The organism is Sphingomonas sp. ATCC 31555, from assembly GCF_000282895.1.
GTDB lineage: Bacteria > Pseudomonadota > Alphaproteobacteria > Sphingomonadales > Sphingomonadaceae > Sphingomonas.
Map to the genome: position 1 here is coordinate 47,110 of NZ_ALBQ01000059.1, position 15,813 is coordinate 62,922.

A 15,813-nucleotide genomic window follows, 5' to 3' on the forward strand; every position below is an offset into this window, starting at 1 on the left:
CAAACTGCCTTGCGAAATGCCCGCTCTTGCCTATGAATGTTTCCCGATGAAGCTCAATCGCAGCAAACTTTACCAGCGCGTTGCCGCGTCCATTGCCGACGGCATCGAATCCGGCCGATGGGCGACGGGAACCCGTCTGCCCGGCGAACGCGATCTGGCCGAGGAATATAAGGTCAGCCGCCCCACCATCCGCGAAGCCATGATCGCGCTCGAGATGAAGGGGTGGATCGAGGCGCGCCACGGCTCCGGCCTGTACGTTACGCACCGCGACAGCCAGGGCGGCCTGCGCGAGGACGCGCTGAACCTGGATATCGGCGCGTTCGACCTGACCGAGGCGCGCATCCTGTTCGAAGGCGAGGCGGCGGCGCTTGCCGCAGTATCGGCAACGCCCGACCAATTGGCCGAACTGGATGGAATTGCGCGGGAAATGTCAGACCCGGCGGTAGCCAACGCCGCGCTGTTCGACGCCGATCACCGCTTCCACATCGCCATCGCCAATGCCACCGGCAATGCCGCGATCCGCAGCGTGGTGGAGTATCTGTGGGATCTGCGCACGCGCTCGCCGCTGTGCGCCAATATGTTCGATCGCGCGCGCCGCAACGGCGTGAACCCGCGGTTCGACGAGCATCGCCCGATCCTGGACGCGCTGCACGCGCGCGATCCGCACGGCGCGCGTTCGGCGATGCGCCGCCATCTGCGCGGGGTGGTCGACGATTTGCTGGAGGCGACCGAGCTGGAACTGCTCGAACGCGCCCGCCACGAACTGGACGCGCGGCGCGACACGCTCGCGCGCCGGCTGAAAATCGGCCCGGATTGAGTTCTGCCGCTACGGCAAGCGCGGCTCGGCGGCGCCGGGGGATTTCTGGCGTGATTCGGTGTGCCGAGGGATGCGCCGGGCGCGCTTTTGCCCTATGATGGTAAGGTGACCATGTTTGCCATCCCCTTCGAATTCCGCGTCGACGTTGCGCAGGACGACATCGACTTCATGGGGCATGTCAACAATGCCTCTTATCTCAAATGGGTGCAGGAAGCCGTGGTCAGCCACTGGCAGGCGCTCGCCCCGGTCGAGGCCGTGGCCGAGCATCTGTGGGTCGCGCTGAAGCACGAGATCACCTATCGCCGCCCCGCCTTCATGGATGACGACGTGGTCGCCACCGTGCTGCTGGAAAAGGTGCAGGGCGCGCGGGCCTTTTACGAAACCGTGATCCGGCGGGGCACGGAGGTGCTGGCGGAAGTGAAGTCCAGCTGGTGCTGCCTGGACGCCGAGACTCGCCGTCCGGCGCGCCTGGCCAAGGACGTGATCGACCGGTTCTTCGTGAAGAGCGAGTAAGCGGGCCGGTAAGAATCGCGGCTATGCCTTCTGCCAGACGGGAAAGAACGCGTTTTCCGTCGATCCCATCGCCTGACCCATCTGCGCGAAATCGAAGCCGGGCAGGGCGGTGAGGTAATCCAGCGCCGCGTTTTCGCCCGTCGCGCCTTGCGGATAGGCACAGGCGACGCGATCGTCCGGGCCAAGCAGAAGCCACCAGAGGTCGGTTCCCCACGGACCGGAGTCGTTGGTTTCGATGGCGACGCCCGTAAGGTCGCGCTTCGCCAGCCGCTTCACCGTCCCGGCATCGTCGGTGATCTGGAGGTGGTGGGCATCGACCTCGACAGTCCAGCGCGCTTCCGGTTGCGGGCGCCGCGCTCGCCTCCTGAGCCAGCCGAACATGCGCCGCCGCCCGCTATTGCGCCAATGCGGCGTCGCTGGCGAGCTTGTCGGCGCGCTCGTTGTCGGGGTGGCCGGCATGGCCCTTCACCCATTTCCACTCGACTCGGTGCGGCTTGGCGGCGGCGAGCAGGTCCTGCCAGAGATCGGCGTTCTTCACCGGCTTCTTGTCGGCGGTGCGCCAGCCATTCTTCATCCAGCCATGGATCCACTTGGTCAGGCCGTCCATCACATAGCGGCTGTCGGTGGACAGCGTCACGCGGCATGGGCGCTTGAGCGCCTTCAGGCCCTCGATCGCCGCCATCAGTTCCATGCGGTTGTTGGTGGTGTGCGCCTCGCCGCCGGACATCTCCCGTTCGACGCTGCCCATGCGCAGCACGACGCCCCAACCGCCGCGGCCGGGATTGCCCTTGCACGCGCCGTCGGTCGCGATCTCGACATGCTGAAGTTCGGTCATGCCAGCGCCGACAGGGCTGCCTCATAGGCACGCGACCGCCGCCAGAAGGCGAGCGGATCCTTGCGCGTCACCAGCGCGTCGGCGGGCGTGTTGAGCCAATCCCACGCGCGCGACAGGGTGAAGCGGATGCAGGCGCCGGTCGCCAGCAGCGGCAGGATCGCGCGCTCCTTCTCGCTCAGCTTGTAGCTCGTCTCATAGCCCTGGAGCAGCGCCTCGGAGACATAGGGATCGAACTTCTGGCCGGTGGAATCGAACGCCCAGGCGGTGTGCATCACCGCGAGGTCGTAGAGCCGCAGGTCGGTGCAGGCGAAATAGAAGTCGATCAGCCCGGTCACCCGGTTGCCGAGCATCAAGACATTGTCCGGGAACAGGTCGGCATGGATCGCGCAGCTGTCGAAGCCGGTGCGGGGCCAAAGGGCGGTGACACGGTCCAGCGCCTGACCGAGTTCGTCGTAGAGGCCCGGCGCGATGTCGTTGAGGCTGGTGCCGCAGCGTTCGAACAGCGGGCGCCAGGTGTCGACACCCATGGAATTGGGGCGGTCCTGCGGGAAGTCGGCGACGGCCCTGTGCATCCGGCCCATCGCCTCGGCGGCGGCACGCGCTTGGGCCGCCGTGGGATGCGAGACCGAGACGCCCGACAGGAACTGGATCAGGCAGGCCGGGCGGCCCTCCAGTGCATGGATCAGCGTGCCGTCGCGATCGGGCACCGCCGGGGGCACCGGCAGCCCGCGATCGGCGCAGTGATCGAGGAGCGCCATGAAATAGGGCAGGTCGCCCTGGTCGACACGCTTTTCGTAGAGCGTCAGAATGAAACGGCTTTTGCTCGTGTCGACCAGATAGTTGCTGTTCTCCACCCCCTCGGCGATGCCCTTGGCGGAGACCAGCTCGCCGACGTCGAAGCGCTCGAGAAACGCGGAGAGCGCCTCGGCCGAAACCTGCGTGTAGACGGCCATTACGCTGCCTCTAAGCCGCGGGGCAGCTTGAACACGACGCTTTCTTCCACCGTCTCGACTTCCCGCTCGCTGATCGCGAACTGCGTTCCGAGCTGCTCGACGACTTCGCGTACCAATATTTCCGGGGCCGAGGCGCCGGCGCTGATGCCGACCTTGGTGACGCCGTCGAACCAGGCGAAGTCGATCTCGGCGGCGCGCTGGATCAGCACCGCGCGGGCGCCGCCGCGCTTGGCGACTTCGACGAGGCGCAGCGAGTTGGACGAATTGGGGGCGCCGATCACCAGCACCAGCTCAACCTGCTCCGCGATCGCCTTTACCGCGCCCTGGCGGTTCGAGGTGGCGTAGCAGATGTCGTCCGCGCCCGGCGCCAGCATCGTCGGGAAGCGGCGCTTGAGGATGCCGAGTACCGCGGCGGTATCGTCCACCGACAGTGTCGTCTGGGTGAGGAAGGCGAGGTTATCGGGATCGGGCACCGCGACCGATTCCGCATCCGCCTCGGTCTCCACCAGCGTCATTGCGCCTTCGGGCACCTGGCCGAAGGTACCGATCACCTCCGGATGGCCTTCGTGACCGACGAACAGGATGTGGCGGCCAGCGGCGACATGGCGCTCGGCCTGACGGTGAACCTTGGAGACCAGCGGACAAGTGGCGTCGAGATAGGAAAGGCCGCGTTGTTCGGCCTTGTGTGGCACCGCCTTGGGCACGCCGTGCGCGGAAAACACCACCGGAACGCCATCCGGCACATGATCCAGCGTTTCGACGAACACGGCGCCCTTTCCGCGCAGGCTTTCCACGACATATTTGTTGTGGACGATTTCGTGGCGGACATAGACCGGCGCGCCATATTTCTCGATCGCGAGCTCGACGATGCGGATCGCGCGGTCGACGCCGGCGCAAAAGCCGCGGGGCGCTGCGATCAGCAGCTCCAGGGGACGCTTTTCGGTGTGTGCCATCGGATGGAGCCTCTACGCGATTGCTTGCGCGGGCGGAAGGCGGTTCCTATGGTGCGCGCCGTTCCGGCCCCCGGCTTATGAGATGGGGGGCGGCTGTTCGGTTCGAAAGGTTGCCTCCCTTGTCTGTGCCTAAGTTCACCGTTCCCGCCCTGATCCTGCTTGCTGCCGGTGGCTGCTCCCGCACCGGCGAAATCACCGAGGGCGGCATCAGCGCGGTGCGCACCGCCTGCCCGACGGTAGCGATTCCGGCCGGCACCGGCGACGTGACGCTGTTCGATCCGGCCGAGAGCCGCGAGGCGCAGGCGATCGACGTGGTGGCGACGATCACCAACGTAAAGGCGGCGTGCAACGATGCCGGTGCGCAGGTGGTGACGGACATCAGCTTCGACGTGCTGGCGCGCCGCCGCGATGCGGGCCCGGCGCGGGACGTGACTGTGCCCTATTTCCTTACGATCGTGCGCGGGGGGACATCCGTGACCGCCAAGCGCGTGAGCAATATCACCCTGCACTTCGATGCCGGCCAGATCCGCGCCAGCGCCGTCGGCACCGCCACCAGCAGCGTATCGCATGCCGCGGCGACCCTGCCCGACGAGGTCCGCCGCCGGCTGACCGAGAAGCGCAAGGCGGGCGAGCAGTCCGCAGCGACCGATCCGCTGTCCGATCCCTCGGTGCGCACGGCGGTGCTGTCGGCTACGTTCGAGGCGCTGGTCGGCTTCCAATTGACCGAGGCCCAGCTGAAGTACAACGCGACGCGATAATCCACGCTTAAGATCCTCCCCTGCGCGGCGAGGGGAGCCATACGCAGCATGGCGGAGGGGCTGTCCATGAGCGAGTCCGGTGCGGCGCCCCCCGCTCCGCCACGCGCGTGGCGCCGCGCGGCCCCCCGTGCCGGGAGGATCTAAATTCCCCTCAATCCCGATTGACTCCGACAAGCCCTCCGGCCAAGGCGGGCGTGTCGATGCCGGGCAACCGGCATGGGCATGCGCGGGAGAGAATCCGGCTTGCCGGATCGCCGAAGGAGCAACCGCCCCGGAATCTCTCAGGCACCGAGGACCGCGCAGGCCACGACACTCTGGAAAGCGAGACGGCCGCATAGGCCGGGCTCCACCGAAGGGGTAAGCCGGCTCGCCGGCGAAAGCTCTCAGGTTCCGTGACAGAGGGGGCGATGGTGCAGGCCGGGCGAGCGCGCCCGGGCGTGCCATTGAACCCTTGATGCCCGGAGTGCCCCGATGAGCGATATCGCCGAAGACACCGTCACCGAAACGCCGATCGAGACGCTGCCGCTCGACGCCTGGCACCGCGCGCGCGGCGGCCGGATGGTGCCGTTCGCAGGTTACTCCATGCCGGTCCAGTATGAAGGCATCATGGCCGAGCACCTGTGGACGCGCGAGCATGCCGGGCTGTTCGACGTCAGTCATATGGGCCAGCTGCTCTTCTCGGGCGTCGAGTTCGATGCGGGCCTTGAAAAGCTGCTGCCGGGCGACGTGAAGGGGCTGGGCGAGGGCCGGATGCGCTATTCGCTGCTGCTCAGCGAAGAAGGCGGCATCCATGACGACCTGATGATGACCCGCCTGCCCGCCGACAATGCCTTCGAGATCGACGGCGGTACGATCTACATGGTCGTCAACGGCGCGACCAAGTGGGACGATCTCGGCGTGTTCCGCGAATTCCTGCCCGACGAAGTGACGATCAACCATCTAGAAGACCAGGCGCTGCTGGCGCTGCAGGGGCCGGAAGCGGTCACCGCGCTCGCCCGCGTGCTGCCCGGCGTCGAGAAGCTGGTGTTCATGACCGCCGCTGCGTTCGAATGGAACGGCAACCCGCTCTGGGTGAGCCGTTCGGGCTATACCGGCGAGGACGGGTTCGAGATTTCGCTGCCGGGCGAGGCGGCCGAGGCGTTCGCCGACGCGCTCACCGCGCAGCCCGAAGTCAAGCCGATCGGCCTGGGCGCGCGCGACTCGCTGCGCCTGGAGGCCGGCCTGCCGCTCTACGGCCATGACCTCGACCTGGAGACCACGCCGGTCGCCGCCGATCTCGGCTTTGCGCTGTCCAAGCGCCGCCGTGAGGAAGGTGGTTTTGCCGGTGCCGAGCGCATCCTCGCCGAGCGCGAGCAGGGCAGTGCCATGAAGCGCGTCGGCCTGATCGTCGAGGGCCGCCAGCCGGTGCGCGAGGGCGCGGCGGTGGTCGATGCCTCGGGCGCGGAAGTCGGCAAGGTTACTTCGGGCGGGTTCGCGCCGTCGGTGCAGAAGCCGATTGCGATGGCCTATGTGCCTTCGGCGCTTGCAGCGGCCGGCACCAAGATTACGCTTGTCCAGCGGGGCAAGCAGCACTCCGCGGAAGTCGTGGCAATGCCCTTCGTCCCCCACCGCTATGTCCGAAAGGGAGCGTGACATGAGCCGTTATTTTACCGAAGACCATGAGTGGATCGAAGTCGACGGCGACGTCGCGACGGTCGGCATCACCGAATATGCCCAGAGCCAGCTCGGCGACATCGTGTTCGTCGAAGTGCCCGACGAGGGCAAGGAACTGAGCAAGGGCGACGATGCCGCCGTCGTCGAGAGCGTGAAGGCGGCGTCGGACGTGTATGCGCCGGTGTCGGGCACCGTCGTCGAGGGCAATGCCGACCTCGCCGACAATCCCGCGCTGGTGAACGAGGATCCGGAAGGCGAAGGCTGGTTCTTCAAGATGACTCTGAGCGACGAGAGCGAGCTGGAAGGCCTGATGAACGAGGCCAAGTACCAGGCGTTCGTCGCCAAGCTGTGATGTGACCTTTTCCCCCTCCCGCGTGCGGGAGGGGGCAGGGGGCGGGCCTACGCTCTCCTCCTGACGGGCCGCCCGAGGATAGCGGGCGCCCACCCCCGGCCCCTCCCGCACGCGGGAGGGGAGAAGCAAGGGGGCACCGAATTTCTCCTCCTCATGCGGGAGGAATGCCGGGGCGGGCCAAAACCCACCCCAGAAACCGAAAGGCCCGCGGATGGCGGGGGCCCACCCCCAACCCCTCCCGCACGCGGGAGGGGAGTAGGACAGTCGATGCGCTACCTGCCCCTTACCCCGGCCGACCGTCAGGCAATGCTTGGCACGATCGGCGCCCAGTCGATCGACGACCTGTTCGTCGACGTGCCCGAAAGCGCCCGCCTGAGCGGGCCGATCGCCGGCCTGCCGATGCATGCGTCGGAACTCGCGGTCGAACGCCACATGACCGCGCTCGCCCGCAAGAACATTGCCGCCGGCGAAGCGCCGTTCTTCTTGGGGGCAGGGGCCTATCGCCACCATGTGCCGGCCTCGGTCGATCACATCATCCAGCGCGGCGAGTTCCTCACCGCCTACACGCCCTACCAGCCGGAAATCGCGCAGGGCACGCTGCAGATGATGTTCGAGTTCCAGAGCCAGATCGCCCGGCTGCTGGGTTGCGACGTCGCCAACGCCTCGATGTACGACGGCTCGACCGCGTGCTGGGAAGCGATCTCGATGGCGCGGCGCGTCACCAAGCGCGGCAAGGCGATCCTCTCGGGCGGCCTGCACCCCCACTACGTGTCGGTCGCCAAGACGATGGCGCGCTTCACCGGCGACCAGCTCGTCACCGGCGTGCCGACGTTCAGCCCCGAGCCCGACACGCTCGACCTGATCAACGCGATCGACGCCGACACCTCGTGCGTCGTCGTCCAGTATCCCGACATTCTCGGCCGCATCGAGGACATGTCCGCACTGGCCGACGCCTGCCACGCCAAGAAGGCGCTGCTGATCGCCGTCGTCACCGAGCCGGTGGCGCTGGGGGCGATCAAGGCGCCGGGCGAGATGGGCGCGGACATCGTCGTCGGCGAGGGCCAGTCGCTCGGCGTCGGCCTCCAGTTCGGCGGGCCGTATGTAGGCCTGTTCGCCTGCTCGGAAAAGCTGGTCCGCCAGATGCCGGGGCGCCTGTGTGGCGAGACGGTGGACGCCAGCGGCAAGCGCGGCTTCGTGCTGACGCTCTCCACCCGCGAGCAGCATATCCGCCGCGAGAAGGCGACGTCGAACATCTGCACCAGCTCGGTGCTGTGCGCGCTCGCCATGTCGGTGCACATGACGCTGCTGGGCGAGAAAGGCCTGCGCCAGCTCGCCGAGCTCAACCATGTCGGCGCCAGCGCCGCCGCCGATCGCCTGGCCGAAGTGGACGGGGTGGAGCTGGTCACCGACCGGTTCTTCAACGAATTCACCCTGAAGCTGTCGAAGGAAGCGCGTCCGGTCGTCCGCCAGCTGGCCGACAAGGGCATATTGGCCGGCGTGTCGCTCGGCCGCCTCTATCCGGGCGTCGAAGCGCTGCAGAACGGCCTCGTCGTCGCGGTCACCGAAACCACCACGGAGGAGGACGTCGAGACGCTTGCCTCCGCACTCGAGGAGGTGCTGGCATGAGCACGATCAATCCGTCGGGCTGGCGCCCCACCACGCCGTCGCAGGGCGGCGAGACCGCCGAGGGCACGTTCACCGGCAACCGCGCGCTGATGCTGGAAGAGGCGCTGATTTTCGAGATCGGCTCCACCGACACCACCGGCGTCGATTTCGGCGAGGCCCCCGCAGGCAAGTCCCGCCTGGGCGGCATGGAGCGCAGCAAGGCGATCGGCCTGCCGGGCCTGTCCGAGCCCGAGACGGTGCGCCACTATACCCGCCTCAGCCGCCAGAATTATGCCATCGATCTCGGCCTGTTCCCGCTGGGCAGCTGCACGATGAAGCATAATCCGCGCCTCAACGAGCGGATGGCGCGCCTGCCGGGCTTCGCCGATATCCACCCGCTCCAGCCGGTCGATACCGTGCAGGGCGCGCTGGAGGCGATCGACCAGCTCGCGCACTGGCTGATCACGCTCACCGGCATGCAGGCGGTGGCGATGAGCCCCAAGGCCGGCGCCCACGGCGAACTCTGCGGCGTGCTGGCGATCCGCGCGGCGCTCGACGCTAAGGGCGAGACCGCGCGTCGCATCATGCTGGTGCCGGAGAGCGCGCACGGCACCAACCCGGCGACGGCGGCATTCGCCGGCTTCGCGGTGGAGGACATCCCCGCGACTCCGCAAGGCCGGGTCGACGTGGCGGCGCTCAAGGCGCGGCTGGGGCCGGACATCGCCGGCGTGATGATCACCAACCCGAACACCTGCGGGCTGTTCGAACCGGACCTCAAGGACATTTCCGACGCGGTCCATGCCGCCGGCGGCTATGTCTATTGCGACGGCGCCAACTTCAACGCGATCGTCGGCCGGGTCCGCCCGGGCGACCTCGGCGTCGATGCGATGCACATCAACCTGCACAAGACCTTCTCCACCCCGCATGGCGGCGGCGGCCCGGGTTCGGGTCCGGTCGTGCTGTCGGCGGCACTGGCACCCTATGCGCCGCTGCCCTTCGTCGAGAAGACCGAGAGCGGCTATCGCATCGTCGAGGAGGAGAATGCCGAGGAGCATCATGCCGGCACCTTCGGCCGCATGACCGCCTTCCACGGCCAGATGGGCATGTTCACCCGCGCGCTGACCTATATCCTCAGCCACGGCGCCGACGGCCTGCGCCAGGTCGCCGAGGATTCGGTGCTCAATGCCAATTACGTGCTGCGCGCGATGGAGGACGTGCTCGACGCGCCCTTCGCCAAGACCGGCCCGTGCATGCATGAGGCGATCTTCAGCGACAAGGGCCTGCCCGAGGGCTTCTCGACGCTCGACATCGCCAAGGGACTGATCGACGAGGGTTATCACCCGATGACGGTGTATTTCCCGCTGGTCGTCCACGGCGCGATGCTGGTCGAGCCGACCGAGACCGAGAGCAAGGCGGCGCTCGACCAGTTCATCGGCGCGTTCCGCAACGTCGCGATGAAGGCCAAGCAGGGCGAGGCGGCGCTCAAGAGCGCACCGCACTTCGCGCCCCGCCGCCGCCTCGACGAGACGCTCGCCGCGCGCAAGCCGGTGCTGGCCTACAAGGATGCGGCGCCGGCCGAAGCGGCCGAGTAAGCGCCCGACCCGTTACCCCCCGAGAGAGGGTCGCACACGCCGGCTGGAAGCCCCCGCTTCCAGCCGGCGCTTTGCATTTGCGGGGGAGTTGCGTGGCTGACTGCAGATTGCAGCGTTTCAGTCGTGCAACCAGTCCGCGCGGATCTCGCCCCGATGCCCGTCCGGCGCCAGCGCGGCACGCAGCGCTTCCAGCAGCGGCGGCAGCGCCTGCACGAAGGCATAGGGCGGATTGACGATGAACAAGCCCGCGCCGTTATAGATGCCGGGCATATCGGCATCGTACAGCCAATGCTCCACGACAAGGAATTTCGGGATGCCGAGCCTGCGCAGCTTCTGCTTCCACTGCTGGTGCGTCGCGCGGTCCTTCAGCGGATACCAGATCACCGTCACGCCATGCGCCCATTTGCGGTGCGCGGCGGCGAGGGTGGCGACGATGCGGTCGCGCTCGTCGGTCTGCTCATAGGGCGGATCGACGACCACCACGCCGCGCGCCGTCCGGGTCGGCAGCAGCGCCAGCCACAGCTCATAGGCATCGCGCGCGTGCACGGCGGCCGGCGACCCGCGCATCGCATCGCGCAGGATCGCGACGTCCTCGGGATGCTTCTCGTTGAGGATCAGCAGGTCCTGCGGGCGCAGCAGCTGCGCGAGGAACTGCGGCGAGCCGGGGTAGAGGTGCGGCTCCGCCCCGTCATTCACCGCCCGCACCGCGGCGCGATAGTCGTCGAGCAGAGGGTTCGTATCGGCAAAGGCGCGCAGCACGCCGTGCGCGGCCTCGCCGGTGCGCTGCGCCTGCTCACCGCCAAGGTCGTAGAGCCCGCAGCCGGCATGGGTATCGATCAGGGTCAGCGCGCCCTCTTTCTGCTGCAGGGCCCGGAGGAGCGCGATCAGCAGGCTGTGCTTCACGACATCGGCGCTGTTGCCGGCATGGAAGGAGTGGCGATAATTCATTGAGATCTCAAACTCGTGTCCATGCTGGTGATTTCCTCGAACTGGCCCGGCGCAATCCCGGCGACACACCAGTCGCCGATGGACCAGCGGACCAGCCGCAGCGTGGGAAACCCCACCGCCGCCGTCATGCGGCGCACTTGCCGGTTGCGCCCTTCGCGGATGGTGATCTTCAGCCAGCTGTCGGGGATGAACTTGCGCTGGCGGATCGGCGGGTCGCGTTCCCACAGCTCCGGCGGGTCGATCCGCTCGACCTCGGCCGGCAGGGTCATGCCGTCCTTGAGCAGGACGCCCCGTCGCAGGCGCTCGAGGTCCGCCGCCTGCGGATCGCCCTCGACCTGGACGAGATAGGTCTTGGGCATCTTGAAGCGCGGATCGGCGATGCGCGCCTGCAGCCGCCCATCATCGCACAGCAGCAGCAGCCCCTCGCTGTCGCGATCGAGCCTGCCGGCGGGGTAGACACCCTTCACCTCGATGAAATCCGACAAGGTCGACCGAAGTGTCGGCGATCCGCGGTCCGTGAATTGCGACAGGACGCCAAAGGGTTTGTTGAACAGGAGCAGCCGGGCCATCCTGCGCGCATAGCGTTCGGCCGCGGCAATGTCTTCTCGCGCATGCCGCGGGCAGATCAACTGCGCTCGCCCGCTCTACCCAGAGGCCGTCGGTCGGGCTTCCTGCTTTCGCAGGGCGAAACGGCCGATCCGCTACCGCGCCGAACGTGGTCCGTCGCAGCTTGCACCTCCGCCGAACGCTTGCATTCGGGGCGGGCTTGGAGCGGTCGGCTTCCGATCTCAGCCGCCCCTTCGCTGGCACAGCAGCGTTTTGACCGCGCCACGCTTCCTCCTATGTTGCACCGCATCTACCGGGAGGACTCGCATGCAGTTCGATACGCCGTACGGGATACGCTACCGCATCACTGCGCTCGTGGTGGGGCTGTTCAGCGCGATGCGGGCGGCGCTGTATCTCCGGGGCAAGCGCCTGCTCGCCAAGGCGCGCGTCGCCGCATGAGCGATCGCGAACGCAGCTGGCTGGCCCCGCCCGAGGGCGTGCGTCGCCATGCTCCCGCGACGCTGCGCAACCGCGCGCCGATTGCCACGATTCTAGCGCAACTGCTGCCCGCCGCCGGCCATGTGCTGGAAGTGGCAAGCGGCAGCGGCGAGCATTGCGCCTATTTTGCCGAGCATTTCCCCAAGCTGGAATGGCACCCCAGCGACCCCGATCCGCAAGCGCTCGCGTCGATTGCCGCCTGGTGCGATGGGCTGGGCAATGTCCGGCCGCCGCTGGCCCTTGATGCGGCCGCCCTTGCCTGGCCGATTGCGCACGCCGATGCGATCCTCTGCGTCAACATGGTCCATATCAGCCCGTGGGAGGCTACGCTGGGGCTGATGGCGGGGGCGGGGCGGTTGTTGCCGCCGGGCGGGCCGCTGGTCCTCTACGGCCCGTATCGTGAGGCGGGCGTGTCCACCGCGCCTTCCAACGAGGACTTCGATCGTTCGCTGCGCGCGCGCAACCCTGCCTGGGGGCTGCGGCTGCTGAGCGACGTGACGGCGGCGGCGGAAGCGCAAGGGCTGGTGTTCGACCGGCGGGTGGAGATGCCCGCCAACAATCTCATAGTGGCGTTTCGGCGTAGCTAGCCTGACCGCGCGCGAGCTTCTGCTCGCGATAGACGATGTACAGGCCGCTGGCGATGATCACCGGTGCGCCCAGCCAGGTGGAGGTGGTCGGCAGCACGCCGAACAGCAGCCAGCCGTAGAGCGTCGCCCAGATGAGACCCGAATAGTCCATCGGCACCACGGCGGAGACGGGGGCGAAGCGCATCGCGCCGGTGAGCGCGAGCTGGCCGACGCCGCCGACCAGCCCGGTGGCGATCAGGATCGCCCAGGTGACCGGATCATGGTTCTGGAAGTTGAAGGCATAAACCAGGCCCAGCACCGGCACCGACAGCAGCGAGAACCAGAAAACGGTGGTGCCGGCACTTTCGGTGCGGCCGATCTGGCGCAGGGTGATTGCCACGAGCGCGACGAACAACGCTGCCAGAAGCCCCACGACGGCGCTGAAGATCGGGATCGCCTGATGCCCCGGCTGCACCACGATCAGCACGCCGACGAATCCGAGGATCACCGCGCTCCAGCGATGCCAGCCGGTCGGCTCGCGCAGCAGCAGGGCGCCGAGCAGCGTCGCGAAGATCGGCACGGTGAACTGGAAGGTCTGCGCCTCTGCCAGGGGCAGCAGCACGACCGCGCCGAAGGTGAAGATCATGCCGGTAAGACCCACCGCTGTGCGCCATACATGCGCGCCGAAGCGCTTGGTCTTCAGTGATTGCAGCCCCGGCCCGGCCGCCACCCACAACGTTACCAGCGGCACCGCCCATAGCTGGCGATGGAACATCGTCTCGACAAGATTGGCGCCCCGGATTTCGGATAGCTTGATCAGTGCCGACATGGTCGCCAGGCAGGCAATCGCGAACAGGCGTAGCGCAAGGCCGGTAGCGATGCGATCGGTGCGGGCATTGGACACGCCGGCTGGTTAGGGCGCAGGGCGTTGGGCGGCAAGTCGTTTTGTTCTTGCCGTCTAGTCTCCGATGGCGCGGTGCAGCAATAGGCGGTTGCCCGGCCGAAAATAATTGCCTAACCGGTTAGCGGGTGACAACGATCGGGGGTTTGCAGCCGTGCCGTGCGCGACGTCGATGGCTCGATCAACCCTGCGCCCTTTGGCTGCCCCGAATGTTCCGCTGGCCGGGCCTGTCCGACAATCCACCAACATCTTCTCCGCTGACAAGGGCTGATGATCCGATGCTTCACGTACTTCTTACGCGCTTCAACATCGCCAGCCCCGGACGCGAGGTCGCCATCCGCAACTCACCGGGCTGGCTGGATCGGCGCTTCGGTCTGTTCGAGCAATTCTGCCTGCCTAGCATCGCCGGCCAGACCGAGCGAAACTTCCATTGGCTGATCTATTTCGACAAGGATACGCCGGCCGAGTTCAAGGAACGGATCGAGCGCGATCGGGCGATCTTCAACTTCACCCCGCGCTTCGTCGCGATGTTCGACAAGGCCCTGATTGCTGACGACGTCCGCGCCCTGGCAAAACCAGGAGAGGATCTGATCGTCACCACGCGCCTGGACAATGACGATGCATTGTCCTCGGACTTTGTCGCCCGTGTGCAGGCCGCGGCCGTCGATGCGCCCGCGCAGACGGTGCTCAATTTCACGCAGGGCATCGCGATGCGCAACGGCCGCCTGTACACCGCAAGCGACCACAGCAACCCGTTTACGTCGCTGGTCGAGCGCGATCTGCCGACGATGGAGACGATCTGGGCGAAATCGCACCATGAGCTGGGCGAGAAATGGACCATCGTTCAAGTGCCCAGTCAACCGCTATGGTTGCAGGTGGTGCACGGTGAAAACGTCACCAATCGCATCAAGGGCAAGCTGGTCGCGGATACGGACATCATCGATTCCTTCAAGATCCGCAGTGACGTGGCAGCCCATCGGGTAAGTCCCGCCGGCGTTTTTTGGGACCACGCTGTCGTTTCGCCCGTCCGGAAGCTGCGGGAATTCGGGATTAAGCTGATCAAGCCGGTTGTGGTTCGAATCCGCGACCGGTGAAAATGGGACATCACAATCGTTAAAAGTTGTTTACCCGAATCGCCGCGGCTGAATATGATCAGCCGGGGCGTTTTCGGGGGGACGACATGACTTTGGCGGCAGATACCTCGGACTTTTTTTTCTTCAACCGGGAACGCCTTTACGCGCTGGCAGAAGAATATCACGAGCGCTTTGTGAACGCCGAACCCTACGAGCATGTCGCAATTGACAATTTTCTACCGGACGATGTCGCGAAGCGGCTTGCTTCGGCTTTTCCCGGCCTCGACGATATCAACTGGCGACTGGAAGGGCCGGGGGACAGCGCGCATAGCGGTGATCGCCGCGTCGAAAAGGTCACGACCTCCGACGAAGAGATGTTCCCGCCCCTGGTCCGGCTGATGATGATGCAGTTTCAGTCCGGCATCTTCTGCAACTTCCTGGATCGGCTGACCGGCAACAAGTTTCTGCTTCCGGATCCAAATCATTATGGCTGCGGCTTGCATTCGACGGGTTCCGGCGGGCGCCTGATGTTGCACATCGATGCGTCGCGGCATCCGAACAAGAGGCTCAGCCAGCAGGTCAACTGCATCTATTACTGTACGCCCGACTGGCAGGAAGAATGGGGCGGCAATCTGGAGCTGTGGGACGAGGACGCGACCAAATGCGTCTCCAGCATCGTGCCCAAGTTCAATCGGCTGGCGATCTTCCGCGTTTCCGGCAAGTCGTGGCACGGCCAGCCCTTCCCGCTCAAGACGCCGGAGAACGTTCGGCGTAATTCGCTCGCCCTCTATTACTACAGCGCCGAAGAGGACACGGAGGGGTTGGGCTATTCGAACTTCGTGCGCTGGAAGGCGGTATCCGCGCATGACAAGCGTACGCCGCTGCACCGCGTGAAGGGCGTAATCCGCGATTATGCGCCGACGCCGGTGATCAACAGCCTTGCCAAATTTGCCCGGAAGACCGGCCTGAACTTCAAGCGCTGATGGGATTGTTCGGCAGTCTCTTTGCCGCTCCGCCGGAGTCGCCGTGTCGCAAGGTATGCCGCCTCGACATGGAGATCCGGTTATGCCTGGGCTGCTGGCGGAAGCCGGCAGAGATTGCCGGCTGGAGCGACATGAGCCCGCGCGCGCAGCGCGCGGTGCTCGCCGAGCTTCCCGGCCGAGAGAAGCAGCATGGTGGGCGCCGCTAGGAACACTTTGAAGGACGGATAAGCTAGGCTCGCCGACTCTGTTGCAGGCAGCAGCGTCGAC

The 15,813-nt window shown here is 66.5% G+C and carries 19 protein-coding genes and 1 riboswitch; of the genes, 12 read left to right on the forward strand and 7 right to left on the reverse strand.

Translation table 11 applies throughout. The features are described 5' to 3' along the window. The first annotated feature begins 46 nt into the window (after positions 1 to 46). Both B215_RS0118345 and B215_RS0118350 read left to right on the forward strand, forming a co-directional pair. The gene (locus B215_RS0118345) at positions 47 to 817 is read left to right on the forward strand and encodes a FadR/GntR family transcriptional regulator (RefSeq protein WP_026009399.1); all 771 of its coding nucleotides are present in this window, start codon (positions 47 to 49) and stop codon (positions 815 to 817) included. A gap of 111 nt (positions 818 to 928) precedes the next feature. Beyond that, positions 929 to 1,330 (forward strand): acyl-CoA thioesterase, encoded by a 402-nt coding sequence (locus tag B215_RS0118350; RefSeq protein ID WP_037514215.1) that lies wholly within the window; start codon positions 929 to 931, stop codon positions 1,328 to 1,330. A gap of 21 nt (positions 1,331 to 1,351) precedes the next feature. Here B215_RS0118350 and B215_RS0118355 read toward each other — a convergent pair whose 3' ends face one another. The 4 genes from B215_RS0118355 to ispH are packed head-to-tail and all read right to left on the reverse strand — an operon-like array spanning position 1,352 to position 4,071. Beyond that, positions 1,352 to 1,711 (reverse strand): hypothetical protein, encoded by a 360-nt coding sequence (locus B215_RS0118355; RefSeq protein WP_019371106.1) that lies wholly within the window; start codon positions 1,709 to 1,711, stop codon positions 1,352 to 1,354. A 13-nt stretch (positions 1,712 to 1,724) separates the two neighbouring features. Beyond that, positions 1,725 to 2,165 carry a ribonuclease HI gene (gene rnhA / locus B215_RS0118360; RefSeq protein WP_019371107.1) on the reverse strand — a complete coding sequence of 147 codons (441 nt, stop codon included), beginning with the start codon at positions 2,163 to 2,165 and terminating at the stop codon, positions 1,725 to 1,727. Next, on the reverse strand, positions 2,162 to 3,118 hold the full coding sequence (gene thrB / locus B215_RS0118365) for a homoserine kinase (RefSeq protein ID WP_019371108.1): 957 nt from the start codon (positions 3,116 to 3,118) through the stop codon (positions 2,162 to 2,164). The genes rnhA and thrB overlap by 4 nt, the downstream gene beginning before the upstream one ends. Then, positions 3,118 to 4,071, reverse strand: coding sequence for a 4-hydroxy-3-methylbut-2-enyl diphosphate reductase (gene ispH / locus B215_RS0118370; protein ID WP_019371109.1), 954 nt, complete (start codon positions 4,069 to 4,071; stop codon positions 3,118 to 3,120). Before ispH ends, thrB begins: the two co-directional genes overlap by 1 nt. 119 nt (positions 4,072 to 4,190) lie before the next feature. Here ispH and B215_RS0118375 point away from each other — a divergent pair, with 119 nt between their 5' ends. From B215_RS0118375 to gcvPB, 5 genes are all read left to right on the forward strand, one after another. Then, positions 4,191 to 4,829, forward strand: coding sequence for a hypothetical protein (locus B215_RS0118375; protein ID WP_026009401.1), 639 nt, complete (start codon positions 4,191 to 4,193; stop codon positions 4,827 to 4,829). Between the two features lie 217 nt (positions 4,830 to 5,046). Further along, positions 5,047 to 5,137, forward strand: a riboswitch (glycine riboswitch). A gap of 163 nt (positions 5,138 to 5,300) precedes the next feature. After that, a complete protein-coding gene (gene gcvT, locus B215_RS0118380; RefSeq protein ID WP_019371111.1) occupies positions 5,301 to 6,461 on the forward strand; it encodes a glycine cleavage system aminomethyltransferase GcvT in 1,161 nt (386 codons plus the stop codon). Between the two features lies 1 nt (position 6,462). Continuing rightward, positions 6,463 to 6,834 (forward strand): glycine cleavage system protein GcvH, encoded by a 372-nt coding sequence (gene gcvH / locus B215_RS0118385; protein ID WP_019371112.1) that lies wholly within the window; start codon positions 6,463 to 6,465, stop codon positions 6,832 to 6,834. Between the two features lie 267 nt (positions 6,835 to 7,101). Beyond that, the gene (gcvPA, locus tag B215_RS0118390) at positions 7,102 to 8,460 is read left to right on the forward strand and encodes an aminomethyl-transferring glycine dehydrogenase subunit GcvPA (RefSeq protein ID WP_026009403.1); all 1,359 of its coding nucleotides are present in this window, start codon (positions 7,102 to 7,104) and stop codon (positions 8,458 to 8,460) included. Further along, positions 8,457 to 10,031, forward strand: coding sequence for an aminomethyl-transferring glycine dehydrogenase subunit GcvPB (gcvPB, locus tag B215_RS0118395; protein ID WP_019371114.1), 1,575 nt, complete (start codon positions 8,457 to 8,459; stop codon positions 10,029 to 10,031). Before gcvPA ends, gcvPB begins: the two co-directional genes overlap by 4 nt. Positions 10,032 to 10,148: 117 nt before the next feature. Here the strand turns inward: gcvPB and B215_RS0118400 are convergent, their stop codons facing one another. Beyond that, a complete protein-coding gene (locus B215_RS0118400; RefSeq protein ID WP_019371115.1) occupies positions 10,149 to 10,979 on the reverse strand; it encodes a 23S rRNA (adenine(2030)-N(6))-methyltransferase RlmJ in 831 nt (276 codons plus the stop codon). Beyond that, positions 10,976 to 11,548: a pseudouridine synthase gene (locus B215_RS0118405; RefSeq protein ID WP_019371116.1), complete on the reverse strand. Its 573-nt coding sequence runs from the start codon at positions 11,546 to 11,548 to the stop codon at positions 10,976 to 10,978. Before B215_RS0118405 ends, B215_RS0118400 begins: the two co-directional genes overlap by 4 nt. A 304-nt stretch (positions 11,549 to 11,852) precedes the next feature. Between B215_RS0118405 and B215_RS22050 the strand changes: the two genes are divergently transcribed. Continuing rightward, on the forward strand, positions 11,853 to 11,984 hold the full coding sequence (locus B215_RS22050; protein WP_019371117.1) for a hypothetical protein: 132 nt from the start codon (positions 11,853 to 11,855) through the stop codon (positions 11,982 to 11,984). Next, the gene (locus tag B215_RS0118415) at positions 11,981 to 12,610 is read left to right on the forward strand and encodes a DUF938 domain-containing protein (protein ID WP_019371118.1); all 630 of its coding nucleotides are present in this window, start codon (positions 11,981 to 11,983) and stop codon (positions 12,608 to 12,610) included. Before B215_RS22050 ends, B215_RS0118415 begins: the two co-directional genes overlap by 4 nt. Here the strand turns inward: B215_RS0118415 and B215_RS0118420 are convergent. Then, positions 12,585 to 13,493: a DMT family transporter gene (locus B215_RS0118420; protein ID WP_019371119.1), complete on the reverse strand. Its 909-nt coding sequence runs from the start codon at positions 13,491 to 13,493 to the stop codon at positions 12,585 to 12,587. The two genes, B215_RS0118415 and B215_RS0118420, sit on opposite strands and share 26 nt — an antisense overlap. A 206-nt stretch (positions 13,494 to 13,699) precedes the next feature. Here B215_RS0118420 and B215_RS20445 point away from each other — a divergent pair, with 206 nt between their 5' ends. From B215_RS20445 to B215_RS0118435, 3 genes are all read left to right on the forward strand, one after another. Then, on the forward strand, positions 13,700 to 14,584 hold the full coding sequence (locus B215_RS20445; protein WP_082664480.1) for a glycosyltransferase: 885 nt from the start codon (positions 13,700 to 13,702) through the stop codon (positions 14,582 to 14,584). Between the two features lie 86 nt (positions 14,585 to 14,670). Continuing rightward, positions 14,671 to 15,546 carry a 2OG-Fe(II) oxygenase gene (locus tag B215_RS20450; RefSeq protein WP_019371121.1) on the forward strand — a complete coding sequence of 292 codons (876 nt, stop codon included), beginning with the start codon at positions 14,671 to 14,673 and terminating at the stop codon, positions 15,544 to 15,546. Beyond that, positions 15,546 to 15,752, forward strand: coding sequence for a DUF1289 domain-containing protein (locus tag B215_RS0118435; RefSeq protein ID WP_019371122.1), 207 nt, complete (start codon positions 15,546 to 15,548; stop codon positions 15,750 to 15,752). Before B215_RS20450 ends, B215_RS0118435 begins: the two co-directional genes overlap by 1 nt. Positions 15,753 to 15,813 lie beyond the last annotated feature (61 nt).